We start from the raw sequence: 14,664 nt of genomic DNA on the forward strand, positions 1-14,664 counted from the left end.
CGGCTACAGTACGTCAACTCACGAACTAAACCCGCGACCCGGGTTCCCCTTAGCTCGATAGTACGTTAAATTTCGTACAGTCGTACTTCTGCTGACCTGAACTTGGAGTCGCGTGCCATGTCGTCACCCTCTACAGCGGCGGGCCACCGTTCGCTCGGCTGGACTCTGGCGCTGCTCGCGCTGGCACAGCTGATCTTCTCCCTCGACCTGAACATCGTCTTCGTCGCGCTGCCAGAGATCGGCGCGGACCTGGGCTTCTCCGATCAGACCCTGCAGTGGGTCGTCGGCGCCTACGCGGTCTTCGCCGGTGGCTTCCTGCTGTTCGGCGGCCGGGCGGCGGACCTGTTCGGGCGCCGCAGGGTGTTCGTGATCGCGTTGACGCTCTACGCGCTGTCGTCGCTCGCCGGCGGCCTCGCCACCAGCCCGACGATGATCATCGTCGCCCGCGCCGTGCAGGGCATCGGCGGCGCGCTGCTGTTGCCGTCCACGTTGTCCCTGATCAACACCCTGTTCGAAGAAGGCCCTCGCCGGAACAAGGCACTCGCCGTCTGGGGCGGCGCAGGCGCGAGCGGTCTCACGGTGGGAGCGCTGCTGGGCGGGCTCCTCACCCAGGGATTCGGCTGGCCCGCGGTCTTCTACGTCAACGTCCCGCTCGCGGGGATCGTGGCCCTCGCCGCGCTGTACTTCATCCCGCGCGACGAGCGCCGGACCGACTCCCGCAAGTTCGATTTCCCGGGCGCGCTGACGGTCACCATCGGCGCGACGCTGCTGGTGTACGTCCTGGTCCAGGGCCCCGAGGACGGCTGGAACTCCGTCGGCATCCTCGTCGCGGCCGCGCTGGCGGTTCTCCTGCTGATCGCCTTCGCCGTCATCGAGGCGCGCAGCTCGGACCCGCTGATGCCGTTGCGGCTGTTCAGCAACCGCAGTCTCCTCGTGGGTATCACGGTCACCTTCATCTACATGGGGACCTTCGGCGCGTTGCCGTACTTCCTCACGACCCTGTTCCAGGGCGTCCACCGGTTCTCCGCGCTGGAGACAGGGCTCGCCTTCCTGGTCCCGTCGCTTGCCATCGCGACCGGCACTCAGCTCGGCGGCAAGATCGCGACCCGGCTGGGAGTCCGCCCGACGTTGTGGATCGGCTTCGGTATCGGCATCGTCGGCACCGCGGCGCTCGCCATCGGCTTCGACGCGAACAGTTCGTACCTGGTCGCGGTGCCCGGTCTGATCATCTCCGGCGTGGGCCAGGGTCTCGTGTGGACAGCCATGTTCATCGCCGCGTCGTCCGGTGTGGCACCGGAGGAACAGGGCGTCGCCAACGGGATGGCCACCACGACGCTGAACCTCGGTTACGCGATCGGCCTCGCCATCCTGATCGCCGTCGCCAACGCCGGAACCGCCGGGCTTTCCGGTGAAGAGGCGCGCATCGCGTCGGCCGACGGCGGATTCGTCGCCGTTCTGCTCGCGGCCGCGGGAATGCTGCTGGGATTGCTGATCACTCTCGTCCACCCCAGGACTTCCGAGTCGCCCGTCCCCGAAGGCGACCAGAAGGCCGGCGAGAGCGAGCCCGCGACAGCGCGAGTCCCGTAGCCGCCTCGGGGGTCGCGGCGGGCCGGACCGCCGCGACCCCCACCCCTCACCCGGCTGCCGCGTCGATCTCCTCGAGCAGCCGCGCGCAGCGGGTGATGTCGCCGCTGGTGGGCGGTTCCCAACTCACGACGCCGTGGAGCTCGTCCAGCCAGGCGGGGACCACGGCGGCCGCGTCAGGTGGCGGGTGCGTCTCGGCCCGGTGCCCGGTATCGGTGACGACCACGAGCCGCCCGCCGCTCACCGTGCTCGATCCCCGCGCGCAGTCGACGCGGACGTCGAAGCCGCCGGGTCTCGACCTCCATCCACAATGGAGCGTCGCCGGCACACCGGCCCAGTCCAGGCGAGCCGTTCCGCCGACGTCCACCGCGATTCCCGGAGCCCGGTCCTTGACGGCGGAGACGACCCCGAGACCGGCACCGGGCCGTAGCCACAGCAGCAGGTCGAGCAAATGGATCCCGAGGTCGGCGAAGCCGCCGATGCCGCCCTGACGGGGCTCCAGCATCCACGCGGTCCGTCCGCGGAACCAGCCGTCGAGCAATCCCGGATGGGAGAAGCGGGCCCGCACCGACGTCACCGGACCACAGGGTTCCTCCAAAAGAAAGGTGCGCAGCCCGCGCAAGGCGGGTGCGCACCGCAGGAACATGGCCGTGGTCACCGGGACCGCGGCCGCATCGATCAGGGACGTGAGCTCGCCGGTCTCCGCGACCGTCGCGGCGAGCGGCTTTTCCACCAACGTGGGTTTCACCGCGGCGATCGCCGCTCGCAGCAACCGCGGATGATCCGCGGTCACGGAGTCGATGATGACGGCGTCGGCGTGGTCGAGTCCGGAGACCTCGGTGGCCCGGGGATCGCGCCGGATCGCCTCGCGGTGGTCCGCCAGGTGCGGATGCGCGCTCCCGAGGATCGCGACCCGCACCGGCGTCACCGGGGCTCCGGCCGGGTGAACGACCGGTCGACGTACACCAGGGGATCACCGTCGCCCACGTGCACGGCCTCCACGAGGCCGATGAGGATGCTGTGATCCCCACCGTCCTTGATGGAATGGGTGGAGCACGACAACCGCGCCACCGCCTGCGGCAATCCGGGCAGCCCGTGCTCGACGGGGACCGCGTCGCCGGCGCTGAACCGGTCGACGCCCGAGGTCGCGAAGCGCGAAGCGACGTCTTCCTGGGACTGGCCCAGCACGTTGATCAGGAACCTGGCCGACGTCGTGAACGCGCGATGGGTGCTGGCCTTCTTGCCGAGGCACACCAGAACGAGCGGCGGGTCCAGGGACAGGGAACTGAACGAGGTTCCGGTGAAGCCCCAGCGCCGCCCCGACTCGTCCGCCGTGGTGACCACGGTGACCGGCCCGGGAACGCGGGTCATGGCGCGGGTGAAGTCTTCCGCGAGAACAGGCATGTTTCCCCCAATTGCTGTGTGGTGGCTAGAACGCGACCTTGACGTGCTCGGTCGCGAGTTCGTCGAGGAACGACGATGCCCAATGGTCGATGTCGTGGTCGAGCACGTGGTCACGCAGCCGTCGCATCCGGCTCCGGATTTCGGCCGGGGGCAGGGAGACGGCCTGCGTGATCGCCTGTTTGACCTCGTCGACGTGGTACGGATTGACCAGGAACGAATCCGTGAGTTCCCCGGCGGCGCCGGCGAATTCGCTCAGCACCAGCGCGCCGGTCAGGTCGTGGCGGCTGGCGACGTACTCCTTGCACACCAGGTTCATACCGTCCCTGAGCGGGGTCACCACCGCCACGTCGGCGGCGCGGTAGAACGCCGCCAGTTCGCGCTGGTCGATCGAGGAGTGCAGGTAGTGCACGGCCGGGTGACCCACCGCGCCGAATTCGCCGTTGAGCCTGCCCACCTCGCGCTCCACCGCGCGCCGCATCAGGCGGTAGTGCTCGACCCGTTCGCGGCTGGGGATGGCGATCTGCACCATGACGGTGTCCCGGGCGTGGAGCCGCCCTTCGCGCAGCAACTCTCCCAGCGCGTGGAGACGGACGTCGATGCCCTTGGTGTAGTCGAGGCGATCCACCCCCAGCAGCACCCGCCGCGGATTCCCGAGCGTGGCCCGGATCTGCTCCGCGCGCTCCTGCACTCGCGGATCCCTGGACAGGGTGTCCCAGGTGCCCGCGTCGATGGAGATCGGGAATGAGCCGACGGACACCGACCGGTGGCCGAGGTCGATCGCGCCGCCCAGCGGCCCCGTGCCGACCTGTCTCGGCACCTGCGCCGCCCCGGTCAGCGTGCGGCTGAGCCAGAGGAAGTTCTGGGCCGCGCCCGGCCGCTGGAACCCGATCAGGTCGGCCCCCAGCAGCCCGCGCACGATCTCGGTCCGCCAGGGCAGGCGCATGAACAACTCGACCGGCGGGAACGGGATGTGCAGGAAGAAACCGATCCGGACGTCGGGACGCAGCTCGCGCACCATCGCCGGAGCCAGCTGTAGCTGGTAGTCGTGGATCCACACGGTGGCGCCGGGCGCGCTGACTTCCGCGGCGGCTTCGGCGAACCGCCGATTGACCTCGACGTAGCTGTCCCACCAGCTTCGCCGGTACTCGGGCGGCATCACGACATCGTGGTACAGCGGCCACAACGTGGAGTTGGAGAATCCTTCGTAGAACGAGGCGACAGCGTGCTCGTCGAGTGAGACGGGCGAAAGCCGGACCCCGCCGACGGAGTCGGGCGGGGTCACGTCGCCCGAGATCCCCGGCCAGCCGACCCAGGTACCGCTTCGCTTGCGCAGCAACGGTTCCAGCGCGTTCACCAGACCTCCTGGGCTCCGGCGCCAGACCTCGGCCCCGGTTCCGGTGCGGTGCATGCTCGCCGGCAAACGGTTGGCGACGACCACGAATTCCGAACGATCGGTCATGAACCTCTCCCGGTGAGGGCGACCAAGGAAGCGAAGCCGCCGGGGAGAGGGACGCCGTTGTCCCCCCTCCCGGTGAGATCACCCCCTGAAGTCCACGATGGTCTTCAGGTCGGTGGTGGTGCGGTAGTTCTCGAAGATCGACACCAGCTGGTCGTAGTCGTCGAACCGGCAGACCGACGACAGCAGGCTCGGGCCGTCGACGACGCCGCTCATCAGGATCTGCATCGCGGAGTAGATCACGTTGGCACTGTGGTGCATGGGGAAACTGGACACGTCGAACGGCGCCGACATGATGTTGATCCCCTTGGCCAGCATCAGCCACGTGTCGAACTTCTGCATCTCCTGCGAGGCCCCGTAGAGCACATAGCGGCCGCGCGGCTTGAGCTTGCGCATCGCCATCCGGCGCGGATCACGCTCTTCGTCGACGTTCTTGATGGTGGGCAGCGTGTCGAAGACGTAGTCGAAGGTGCCCTCGTTGACCGCCGTGTTCAGTTCGTCCGGCAGGTACGCGTGGTCGGAAAAGTTCTGCGCGGCGTACTCGTTCCGGTTCGGGTTGAGGTCCACCGAGACCACCGAATTGGGGGCGAAGAGCCGCTTGATGATCCGGCCGGCGATGACCCCGATGGGCCCGGTGCCGAGGATCAGGACCTTGTCCCCGATGTGGGGCGGGTTGCTCAGGATGGACCGCAGCGCGCCCGTGGTCGGCTCGATGAACGAGCACTCCAGATCGCTCATCTCGGCCGGGATCTTCACCGCCGCCGCGCGACGGTCGTCGAGGAAGTTCCGGTCGGTCCAGAAGACGTCCCGCTTTACCTGCCCGGAGAAGATCGGCCGGACCGACCGGTACTCGGCCAGCCCTTCGAAGTCCGTCTGTCCCCAGTAGACGACCCGGTCGCCGATCTCCAGGCCGGCGCTGTCGTTGTCGAAGTTCGAGCCGATCTCGACGACCTCGCCGAGGTACTCGTGGCCGAGCACGACGGGGTACTGCGGCGGGAACAGGTGTCCCTCGAACACCGAAATGTCCGTCGAGCAGATCGAGACGCAGCGGGTCTTGAGCAGCAGGCCGTCCTCGGGAGTCGCCGGAACGGGCACCGTCGCCAATTCCGTCTTCCTCGGCGCGGTCAGGTGGAAGGCCTTCATGGTGGCCGGAAGCGGAAGGTCCGAACGGCCCTTTGTCGTGGACACGGAGGTGGTCATCATCAATCCCCTCAGAAAAGTACAAGAAAATGTGCGGACTCGGGAAAGGGCGCGTCAGCGGCGCATGAGCAATTTCCCGGTCAACAGGTACTGGCCCACCATCTCGAAATGCGAATGCGACAGGGTCACGTGCTTGACCGCCGAACGCACGTCCCGGAGATTCCGTTCGAGCCTGCTCGCCGTGTACAGCGAACTCGTGCCCGCGTACTGGTGGGCGGTGTCGACGACCTGGCAGGCGTTCTCCGCGACCGTCGCCACCGTCAGCCGGATCAGCGAGGTCAGTTCGTCACCGCCGTCCGCGCCGTGTTCGGTGGCCTGCTGGGCCGCGTGTGCCAGGACGAGGCGGCTGCTGTGCACGGCCATCTCCATCCTGGCCAGCTTGTCCTGGACCACGTGGCTGCCCGCCAGGGTGCTCGACCCGCCGGCCGGCGTCTTGTGGAGCGCGAGGTCCTTGAACGTGCGCAACGCGTCCTGGGCGATTCCCAGCGCGGTGGACGACGACGTGAACGGCCCGAAGTCGTAATAGCTGATCCCGTAGGCCCGGGAGTCGCGAGGAAGCGGCGCCGCGTGCATGGTGGCCACGTCCACGGTGTGGTCCTCGCTCACGAAGACGTCGTCGACCAGGTAACTCACGCTTCCGGTGCCCCGCAGGCCGAGCGTGTGCCAGTCGTCGACGAACGTGACGCTGGAACGCGGAAGGAACAGCATCCGGAGGACCGGGCCCGCTTCCCCGAGCCGCGGCTTCCCGTCGTCGGTGACACGGGCCGCGCACACCAGCCAGTCGGCGTGCGCCGAGCCGCTGGCGAAGGACCATTTCCCATTGAGCCGGAAACCGCCTTCGACGGCTTCGGCGGTCCCGGAGGGGTTGACCCCTCCGACGACCAGCTTGTCGCTCTCGGCGAAGAGCTTGCGGGAGGTCTCTTCGGGCAGGTAGTCGGAGAGCCTGCCGATCGCGCCCTGGACGCCGACCTGCCAGGCCACCGACGCGTCGAGGCGCGCCAGTGCCTGGATGACGGCCGAGCCGGTGGCGATGCCCACCTGGCCACCGCCGAATTCGCGGGAGACCCACATTCTGTGCAGTCCTGCTTCGCGAACGGCGTCGAGCGTCTCGGCCGAGGTCACGCGCCGATCTTCGTTGTCGTTTCTGTACTTCTCGATCACGGGCGCTATCTTGTCGACCTTTGCCAGCCATTCCTGAATTTCGCGGGTTGGCTGCGGCCGGTCGAGAAGGCGCGGCAAAGCTTCATCCAATGACAATTTTCCCCCATCCCCAAATGGAATCATCGCCTCAGAACAAGGCTTCGATAGTCTTAGGTTCCTCGAACTATCGAAGCAATGATTACCTGGGCACCGCCACACGAGCAAGGGGCATGTTCGCATCTGGGAGTGATCTAGGTCACGGGGGAAACATGTTCGCCCGAACGGCGGTACTGGATCAGTCCAACGGCGCAACGTTTCGTCCGAAATGACTTCCTTTTCAGGCGTGATACCGATCAGTCGGTCAGAAATTCGTATCGCGGTGCGGCAAAATTACCTACATCGGCAGTGGTGGTCGTTTATGTCCACAATGGACTTCCGTTGGCACCGTTTTCCTTTGCTGGCTCACAGTCAGCGCCTCCTCACGTTCAGTGGGTACCGAATCCGTCCTCAGTGGAAATACTGTGTTTCTTTCAGGTGAACCGGATCGGCGTTCACGTCGCGACAGTCCGAACTGGCAGAACGGGTAAAGGATTACCGCAGGCCGGCCGATCAGGCTGCGCTGGTCGCCCTGTTGCGTTTCATGCCCGACGACCAGACCCCGCGCGCCGCGCCCGGCTTCCACCGCGCGATGCTTCCCCCGGGCAGTTTCCTGGCGGTCTCCCATATCCACGTCGTGCCCGAGGACGTCGAGACCCAGAACGCGGGCAAGAAGGTGGCGCAGGAGTACGGGCGGCGGACCGACCACCACGCCGATCATGCTGGTCGCGGGAACAGCTCGGCGAGTTCTTCGGCGACCTGGAGGTGGTAAGCGTCGAGGTGACACGCACCCGCACGACCGGGACTCGCAACGCCAACTCCAAGCCGTGCGGAGTTTCGTGGCGTGTCGCTCGGCCCCTCGGGTTCCTGCGCCTGATCACCTACACGCAGGACGGGGAGAGCGGAGCGAGTCTGCGTGCGGCGGGGTTTCGTCCGGTCGCAGGCGGGTTGGTCCACAGTGTCCCGACCACGCGAGTCCCGTGGTGTCGACGGGGCCGGCGAACGCGGTGGGAGATCCGGGCGGAGCGGTGGTTCACCCGATCGGGCAGGTCTCCGGCTCGGCTCAGGTTTGCCTTGTGCGCCAGCTGTTTCAGCTGGCGATCGACCGACGCTGCAGCGCCTGATCAGCTGATCCGTTGTCACGAGCCCGCACGTCTGCGGGCGCCGGAACCGTCCGGTGACGCAGCCGTGGCGGGGCGATCCGTGCTGTCCGCATCTGATGGTCGGGTTCTCGTCGACGTTTGCGACCGGGTGGGTGTCGGGGCCGCCGTAGTGCTCGCCGAAATCTAGTGGATACAGAGGGCTTCGGCCGTGTCGTCGCTGCGGGCGGCGGGGCGCTGCATCGACGGTGGGCTCGCCTAGCCCGGTCGGCTACAGCCGTGCCTGGCTCGCGGCGATCCCCGCCCGGAAGTCGTCCTCGCAGGCGCTGCTCCGCCGCGAGAGCGCGCCCGCGACCTCGCCACCTCGGCCGTGCTCCTGGTGTAGCCGGATGGGCATATCCGAGGAGTCTTATCCCCTTGTCCCGCCCGGGAGATGCTCTGTGCCACCACGGGAGGAGGCGGCATGACGAAGGGAGAGTGGTCAGGAGTGACCAGTCACAGCCACGTCGGCACGGCGGTGCGGCTCAACCGGCTTTCCCGCTTTCGCGACGGACGTTTTCTCTTCATCCCCCTGGACCATTCTGTCTCGGATGGTCCGATCGCCGACGCGGCCCCCTTCCGTGATCTGGTGCGGTCACTGGTCGCCGGCGGCGCCGACGCGCTGGTGGTGCACCGGGGGAGGGCACGGTCGCTGCCGCCCTCGCTGCTGGCGGAGTGCCCGGTGATCATGCATATGAGCGCGAGCACCGCCCAAGGCCGCGATCCGGACGAAAAGGTGCTGGTCGCCGCCGTCGAGGACGCCGTCCGGCTGGGGGCCGACGCGGTGAGCGTGCACGTCAACATCGGCTCGGACACCGAGGCGGCCCAGCTCGCCGATCTGGGTGCGGTGGCGGCGCGCTGCGATCAGTGGGGCCTGCCGCTGTTGGCGATGATCTACCCCCGCGGCCCCCGGGTGGACAACCCGCACGAGGTCGCGCTGCTGCGCCATGTCGTCAACATCGCCGCAGACCTTGGCGCCGACCTGGTCAAGACGACCTGGTGCGACCCGGTCGAGGAGATGGCCGCGGTGGTAGCCAGCAGCCCCATTCCGGTCCTGGTGGCGGGCGGCCCCGGCCGCGGCGCCGACCTGGTTGCCTACGGGCAGGCGGCGATGGCGGCCGGGTGCGGTGGCCTGGCGATCGGCCGCCGGGTCTTCCAGCACCCGCAGCCGGGCGTGATGGTCCGGCGGCTCGCCGAGGTGGTGCATCAGGACATGGGCAATTCCCTTACCGATCCGCTACGAGCATTGGCAGGTTCTTCGTGAAATTCGCATGGATCGATCTTCGTTCGCTGTCCGGACAGCGGCGTGACGCCGTGGTGGATGCCGCGGTGCACGCCCGGGTGGACGCGGTGGTCGACGACAAGCCCGACGTGCTGGCCACCCTGCCGCCGACCGTGCGGAAGGTACTGGTGGGCCCGATGCCCGCCGACACGGGCTCTGTGGAGGTCGAACACAACCCGGTCGCCGACGTGCTCGTGTGTGAGATCAGCTCGACCGCGGAGCTGGACCGGCTGAAGTCCTTGCGTGGCACGGCCGAACAGCAGCTCGGCGCGTATGTCTACATCACCGACGACGCCTCGCTGCAGCTGGCCTGCGCGGCAGCCATGGTCCTGCCCTGCACCGTGGTCCGCTTCCGTGATCCCACCAAGATCCCGCTGGAGATCGTGATCGCCGCGGCCGACAAGAGCCCCGGTGTGCTCATCTGCGCGGCCGAGGACGTGGCCGAGGCCGAGATCATCCTGGACGTGCTGGAGAAGGGCTCCGAAGGCGTGCTTCTCGCGTCGGGCGAGGTCGAAGAGGTCTTCGCGTTGGAACGGTTGCTGCGTAGCGAAACCCCGCAGCTCGCCCTGACCAAGCTGACGGTCGAGTCGATCGAGCACAGCGGTCTCGGCGACCGGGTCTGCGTGGACACCTGCACCCATTTCGAGAAGGACGAAGGCATCCTGGTCGGTTCGTACGCGCACGGTTTCATCTTGTGTGCCAGCGAAACCCACCCGCTGCCCTATATGCCGACCCGGCCGTTCCGGGTCAACGCGGGCGCGCTGCACTCGTACGCGGTCGGTCTGGACAACCGCACCAACTACCTCAGCGAGCTGCAAGCCGGAAGCACTGTGCTGGCGGTCGCCGCGGACGGGCGGACCCGGCGCGTCGTGGTGGGCCGGGTGAAGCTGGAATCCCGCCCGCTGCTCACCATCAAAACGGTGTCCGAGGACGGCCATTCGGTGAGCCTGATCGTGCAGGACGACTGGCATGTCCGCGTGCTGGGTCCGGGCGGCGCCGTGCTCAACGTGACCGAGCTGAAACCCGGCGACCACGTGCTCGGCTATCTCGCCACCGACAAGCGTCACGTCGGCTGGCCAGTCGGCGAGTTCTGCATCGAGAAGTAGCCGCCACGCGGGGGATGGGACGATCGTGGATACCGAACACTGGTGGGGATCTCCGCTGCTGAACCGCTGGCCTTCCGACGCCGTCTGGGCGTCCGGCAGCCGGGACGTGTCGTACGGCGAGCTGCGCGAGCGGGTGGCGCAACTGGTCAACGTGTTCGGTATCGCGGGTATCGGGCCGGGCAGCACGGTGGTGTTGCGGCTGTTGCCAAGCCTGACCCTGTTGTGGGCGCTGTTCGCGCTGTGGTCGCGGGGAGCGCAGGTGATCCTGGTCGATCCGCGGCTGACCCGCGAGCAGGTCGGCAGGCTGGTGGAGTTCTGCCAGCCGCAGCACCATCTCAGCTCGGGCGGGGCGAATTCCGCGATCGTGCCGTTCCACTCCGAGTGCGAGGTCGTCATCGAGCCGCGCCGCAAGGGGCTGCCGGCGCAGACGGAGCACTGCCTGGTGCAGCTCACCTCCGGAACCACCGGCAAGCCGAGGGTGGTGGCTCGGACCGCCGAGTCCCTGCTGGACGAGATCGACCGATTCGGTGGCATCCCGGACATGCCCCGACGCGGTGAGCGGCTCCTCCTGCTCAGCTCACTGGTGCATCCGTTCGGCCTGGTCGGCGGTGTCCTGCACGCGATGCGGGCAGGCGTGGGGCTGGTTTTCGGGCAGAGCTACCGGCCTGACGAGATCCTCCGGACCCTGTCCACTTCGGCGGCCGAGGCGGTGTTCGGCACGCCGTGGCATTTCTCGCTGCTCAACCGGGCCGAGCAGGTGCCGGAGCTGCCGGGGTTCCGGCTCGCGGTGTCCAGCGGGGAGATCCTGCCCCCTCGGCTGTCCGACCAGTTCGAGCGACGCTTCGGCGTGCGCATCGGCCAGGCGTACGGAACCACCGAGGTCGGTGTCATCGCCGCCGATCTGGCCGGGAACTGGCCACCGCCATCGGTGGGCAGGCCCGCCCCCGGGGTGGACATCCAGCTGCACGACGGTGAGCTCTGGGTCCGTACGGCACAAACCCCGTACCTGCGGAACCTGCTGGACGCGGGAGCGGACGCGACACCGTCCCGCTATGCCGACGGGTGGCTGAACACCCACGACAGATGCGATTTCGACCCGGCCACCGGTGTGCTGCGGCTGCACGGCCGCGGCGATTCCACCGTCTCCGTCGGAATCGGCGAGATGCACCTGAGCCAGATCGAGGCGAAGCTGCGGACCCACGCCGAGGTCGCCGAGGTGGTCGTGGTCGCCGAACCGGCGCTGGAGCTCCACATCGGCACGGCGGGCGCGGTCAGTGAAGCGGAGCTGGCCCGCTGGTGCAGTGACCACATCGGACTGCACATCTCGCCGGACGACGTCTACCTGGTACCGGAGATTCCCCGTACCCACAACGGAAAACTGGTCCGAAGCAGGGAAATGCTCTATGCCGCCTACGCTTCGCGATCCCGGTTCCGCCGCTGGCACGCCGCCCGACGCCGGGCGCGGACCGCATCACCAGAAAGCACCGAGCGAACCAGTCCATCAGGGCTTGAGGAGTGACACCAACGATGGCCACTTACATCTGTCTCACCCGCGAAGGAGCCGAGGAGTCCGATCTCCGTGAACTGGCCGATCGGATCACCGCGTTGGGCGGCACGCTGGAGACCCGTTCCGCAGGCGGGCGCACCTTGCTGATCACCAAGGCGGATTCCGCGGTCGTGCTCGAAGCCGAGCTGACCCGCAGCGCCCAGGTGGCCAGGATCTTCGACGGCGACCGGCCCCATCCGCTCGCGGGTCGCAAGGCCTATCCGGAGCGGACCGTCGTGGACATCGGCGGAGTGCGGATCGGTGGCGGTCGGCCGGTGCTGATCGCCGGCCCCTGCTCCGCGGAAAACCCTGATGTGCTGATGGAGGCCGCCGCGGCGGTCAAGGCCTCGGGTGCGTCGATGCTGCGAGTCGGCATCTTCAAACCGCGGACCTCGCCGTACAGCTACCAGGGGCTCGGCCGCGACGGCCTGTCTGCGCTGCGGGACGCCCGCCAGGAGTTCGGTCTCCCGATCGTGAGCGAGGTGATGAGCGTCCGTGATCTGGACGCGGTCGCCGATTCGGTGGATCTGATGCAGGTGGGCGCCCGCAACATGCAGAACTACTCGCTGCTGGTCGAGATCGGCCGCACCGGGAGGCCGGTGCTGCTCAAACGCGGAATGGCGGCCACTGTGGCGGATTGGCTCAACGCCGCCGAATACCTGCTCGCCTACGGTTGCCGTGACGTGGTCCTGTGCGAGCGGGGCATCCGGACCTTCGAGCGCACCACCCGGTTCACCCTGGACCTCAACGCGGTCCCGGTGGTGAAGGAGCTGTCGCATCTGCCGGTGATCGTCGATCCCAGCCACGGCACCGGAGCCAGCCGCTATGTCGCGCCGATGTCCGCCGCGGCGATCGCGGCGGGCGCCGACGGGCTGATCGTCGAGGTCCACCCCCGCCCGGACGAAGCGCTTTCGGACGGCGACCAGTCGCTGGACTTCGAGCAGTTCCACGCACTCAGCGCCCATGTCGGCAGGATCGCCGGCGCGCTGGACACCGGACTGGCGGCCGCTCCCGAGTCGCTCATGGCCGGTTCTCTGCCCACCAGGAACGGCAGGGCCCATGACTGAGACGGTTTCTCCGGAGTCCTTCGTTGACAGTGACGTGGCCGGGCTCGTCCTGGACGGCGACTCGCTGACGATCGAGGACGTGGTGCGGGTCGCGCGGGCGGGGGAGCTGCCGGTGCCGGTGGACATCGACCCCGTCGCCGTGTCCGGGATGGACGCCTCGGTCCGGCTCAAACAGAAGCTCATCGACCAGGAGATCCCGATCTACGGGGTCACCACCGGGTTCGGCGACAGCTGCATCCGGCAGATCTCCCCGGACAAGGCGCCGGAACTACAGCGGAACCTCGTGCTGTACCACCTCAACGGGGTGGGGCCGATCGCGTCCGCCGACGTGGTCAGGGCGACCATGCTGATCCGCGCCAACTGTCTGGTCCGCGGGCCGTCGGCGATCCGCCCCCACACCGTCCGGTCGTTGCTCGGGCTGCTCTCCGCCGATGTGGTGCCCGCCATTCCGGAACGCGGCTCGCTCGGCGCCAGCGGTGATCTGGTCCCGCTCTGCTACGTCGCGGCCGCCTTGATCGGAGAAGGGGAGGTGCGCCACCGCGGCCGGACCCGCCCCGCGCTGGACGCGCTGGCGGAGGCCGGTGTGGCCCCGGTCGAACTCGCCGCCAAGGAAGGTTTGGCCCTGGTGAACGGAACCGCGTTCACCTCCGCCTTCGCGACACTGGCGTTGTGGGACGCGCGGGAGATCGCCTTCGCGGCGGATGTGGCGACCGCGATGACCTGTGAGGCGCTCGGCGGCAGCGCCTCACACTTCCATCCTTTCTTGCACAGGGCGAAACCACATCCGGGTCAGCGCACCAGCGCCGCCCTGATCCGCGAGCTGCTCGACGGGTCCGCGCTCACCACCGACTACCGGCAGATCGTGTCGGAGGAGGAAGCGCTGGACGGTCGTGGCTTCACCGAGCTCCGGGCCCGGATCCAGGACAAGTACTCGGTCCGGTGCGCACCCCATGTGACGGGAATGCTCCGCGACACCCTGGAGTGGGCGGATCGCTGGATCGAGATCGAGATCAATTCGTCCACCGACAACCCGCTGTTCGATGAGGAGAACGAAGAGGTGCACAACGGCGGGAACTTCTACGCGGGGCATGTCGGGCAGGCCATGGACAGCCTGAAGATCGCCGTGGCGAACGTCGCCGATCTGCTTGACCGGCAGCTGGCACTGGTCGTGGACGAGAAGTTCAACGGCGGGCTGCCGCCGAACCTGGTGCGGCCCAGGGAGGCCGCCGACCACGACGCCGGGCTGCACCACGGTTTCAAGGGTATGCAGATCGCGGCCTCGGCGGTGACCGCAGAGGCGCTGAAAACCACCTCGGCGGCGACCGCGTTCTCCCGGTCCACCGAGGCGCACAACCAGGACAAGGTCAGCATGGGCACGATCGCGGCACGGGACGCCCGCACCGTGGTCGAGCTGACCAGGGACGTGGCCGCCATCCATCTGCTGGCGCTGGCGCAGGCGATCGAGCTGCGCGGGGTGCGCCTCGCCTCGACCGCGAGCCGCCGGGTGCACGAGCTGATACGTGCGCAGGCGCCGTTCGTCGATCGGGACCGGCGGATGGATGGCGACATCCGCCGGGTCGCCGAGCTGATCCGATCCGGCGCGCTGCGAGCCGTCGCCGCCGGACAACCGAGCGAATAGAGGAG

General features: G+C 68.1%; 14 protein-coding genes. 8 read left to right on the forward strand and 6 right to left on the reverse strand.

What is annotated here, in order from left to right; all coding sequences use genetic code 11:
* Window positions 1-117: 117 nt before the first annotated feature.
* A complete protein-coding gene (locus tag NQK81_RS43475) occupies window positions 118-1,587 on the forward strand; it encodes an MFS transporter (RefSeq protein ID WP_257486159.1) in 1,470 nt (489 codons plus the stop codon).
* Window positions 1,588-1,633: 46 nt separating this feature from the next.
* On the opposite strand, the gene NQK81_RS43480 is transcribed toward NQK81_RS43475, so the two are convergent.
* The 5 genes from NQK81_RS43480 to NQK81_RS43500 form a co-directional block, all read right to left on the reverse strand.
* Entirely contained in the window at window positions 1,634-2,512 is an 879-nt protein-coding gene (locus tag NQK81_RS43480; RefSeq protein WP_257486160.1) for a Gfo/Idh/MocA family protein, read from the reverse strand.
* Window positions 2,509-2,988 (reverse strand): flavin reductase family protein, encoded by a 480-nt coding sequence (locus NQK81_RS43485; RefSeq protein WP_126734656.1) that lies wholly within the window; start codon window positions 2,986-2,988, stop codon window positions 2,509-2,511. Before NQK81_RS43485 ends, NQK81_RS43480 begins: the two co-directional genes overlap by 4 nt.
* A gap of 25 nt (window positions 2,989-3,013) precedes the next feature.
* Window positions 3,014-4,447 carry an alpha,alpha-trehalose-phosphate synthase (UDP-forming) gene (locus tag NQK81_RS43490; RefSeq protein ID WP_257486161.1) on the reverse strand — a complete coding sequence of 478 codons (1,434 nt, stop codon included), beginning with the start codon at window positions 4,445-4,447 and terminating at the stop codon, window positions 3,014-3,016.
* Window positions 4,448-4,525: 78 nt separating this feature from the next.
* Window positions 4,526-5,644 carry a zinc-dependent alcohol dehydrogenase gene (locus tag NQK81_RS43495; protein ID WP_126734655.1) on the reverse strand — a complete coding sequence of 373 codons (1,119 nt, stop codon included), beginning with the start codon at window positions 5,642-5,644 and terminating at the stop codon, window positions 4,526-4,528.
* 54 nt (window positions 5,645-5,698) lie between these two features.
* The gene (locus NQK81_RS43500) at window positions 5,699-6,766 is read right to left on the reverse strand and encodes an acyl-CoA dehydrogenase family protein (RefSeq protein WP_257486162.1); all 1,068 of its coding nucleotides are present in this window, start codon (window positions 6,764-6,766) and stop codon (window positions 5,699-5,701) included.
* Between the two features lie 658 nt (window positions 6,767-7,424).
* Between NQK81_RS43500 and NQK81_RS43505 the strand changes: the two genes are divergently transcribed.
* Entirely contained in the window at window positions 7,425-7,652 is a 228-nt protein-coding gene (locus NQK81_RS43505; protein ID WP_306856019.1) for a hypothetical protein, read from the forward strand.
* Window positions 7,653-7,660: 8 nt separating this feature from the next.
* A complete protein-coding gene (locus NQK81_RS45500; protein ID WP_371878840.1) occupies window positions 7,661-8,170 on the forward strand; it encodes an XF1762 family protein in 510 nt (169 codons plus the stop codon).
* Between the two features lie 81 nt (window positions 8,171-8,251).
* Here the strand turns inward: NQK81_RS45500 and NQK81_RS43510 are convergent, their stop codons facing one another.
* Window positions 8,252-8,377 (reverse strand): hypothetical protein, encoded by a 126-nt coding sequence (locus NQK81_RS43510; RefSeq protein WP_257486163.1) that lies wholly within the window; start codon window positions 8,375-8,377, stop codon window positions 8,252-8,254.
* Between the two features lie 66 nt (window positions 8,378-8,443).
* On the opposite strand from NQK81_RS43510, the gene NQK81_RS43515 reads away from it, so the two are divergent.
* From NQK81_RS43515 to NQK81_RS43535, 5 genes are read left to right on the forward strand one after another with little or no spacing between them, the layout of a single operon-like run.
* The gene (locus NQK81_RS43515) at window positions 8,444-9,283 is read left to right on the forward strand and encodes a 2-amino-3,7-dideoxy-D-threo-hept-6-ulosonate synthase (protein WP_257486164.1); all 840 of its coding nucleotides are present in this window, start codon (window positions 8,444-8,446) and stop codon (window positions 9,281-9,283) included.
* Complete coding sequence (locus NQK81_RS43520; protein ID WP_257486165.1) at window positions 9,280-10,407, forward strand: 3-dehydroquinate synthase II family protein; 1,128 nt, start codon at window positions 9,280-9,282, stop codon at window positions 10,405-10,407. The genes NQK81_RS43515 and NQK81_RS43520 overlap by 4 nt, the downstream gene beginning before the upstream one ends.
* Window positions 10,408-10,432: 25 nt before the next feature.
* Window positions 10,433-11,926 carry a class I adenylate-forming enzyme family protein gene (locus NQK81_RS43525; RefSeq protein WP_257486166.1) on the forward strand — a complete coding sequence of 498 codons (1,494 nt, stop codon included), beginning with the start codon at window positions 10,433-10,435 and terminating at the stop codon, window positions 11,924-11,926.
* A gap of 8 nt (window positions 11,927-11,934) precedes the next feature.
* Window positions 11,935-13,020, forward strand: coding sequence for a 3-deoxy-7-phosphoheptulonate synthase (gene aroF, locus NQK81_RS43530; RefSeq protein WP_257486167.1), 1,086 nt, complete (start codon window positions 11,935-11,937; stop codon window positions 13,018-13,020).
* The gene (locus NQK81_RS43535) at window positions 13,013-14,659 is read left to right on the forward strand and encodes an HAL/PAL/TAL family ammonia-lyase (RefSeq protein ID WP_257486168.1); all 1,647 of its coding nucleotides are present in this window, start codon (window positions 13,013-13,015) and stop codon (window positions 14,657-14,659) included. Before aroF ends, NQK81_RS43535 begins: the two co-directional genes overlap by 8 nt.
* Window positions 14,660-14,664: the final 5 nt, after the last annotated feature.

This window comes from Amycolatopsis roodepoortensis, assembly GCF_024628825.1.
Lineage (GTDB): Bacteria > Actinomycetota > Actinomycetes > Mycobacteriales > Pseudonocardiaceae > Amycolatopsis > Amycolatopsis roodepoortensis.

Excerpts from the sequence above, each read along its gene's own strand:
- NQK81_RS43495 (WP_126734655.1), bottom strand. The coding sequence starts at position 5,644 with ATGACCACCTCCGTGTCCACGACAAAGGGCCGTTCGGACCTTCCGCTT.
- NQK81_RS43475 (WP_257486159.1), top strand. The coding sequence starts at position 118 with ATGTCGTCACCCTCTACAGCGGCGGGCCACCGTTCGCTCGGCTGGACT.
- NQK81_RS43535 (WP_257486168.1), top strand. The coding sequence starts at position 13,013 with ATGACTGAGACGGTTTCTCCGGAGTCCTTCGTTGACAGTGACGTGGCC.
- NQK81_RS43485 (WP_126734656.1), bottom strand. The coding sequence starts at position 2,988 with ATGCCTGTTCTCGCGGAAGACTTCACCCGCGCCATGACCCGCGTTCCC.
- NQK81_RS43515 (WP_257486164.1), top strand. The coding sequence starts at position 8,444 with ATGACGAAGGGAGAGTGGTCAGGAGTGACCAGTCACAGCCACGTCGGC.
- aroF (WP_257486167.1), top strand. The coding sequence starts at position 11,935 with ATGGCCACTTACATCTGTCTCACCCGCGAAGGAGCCGAGGAGTCCGAT.
- NQK81_RS43510 (WP_257486163.1), bottom strand. The coding sequence starts at position 8,377 with ATGCCCATCCGGCTACACCAGGAGCACGGCCGAGGTGGCGAGGTCGCG.
- NQK81_RS43490 (WP_257486161.1), bottom strand. The coding sequence starts at position 4,447 with ATGACCGATCGTTCGGAATTCGTGGTCGTCGCCAACCGTTTGCCGGCG.
- NQK81_RS43505 (WP_306856019.1), top strand. The coding sequence starts at position 7,425 with ATGCCCGACGACCAGACCCCGCGCGCCGCGCCCGGCTTCCACCGCGCG.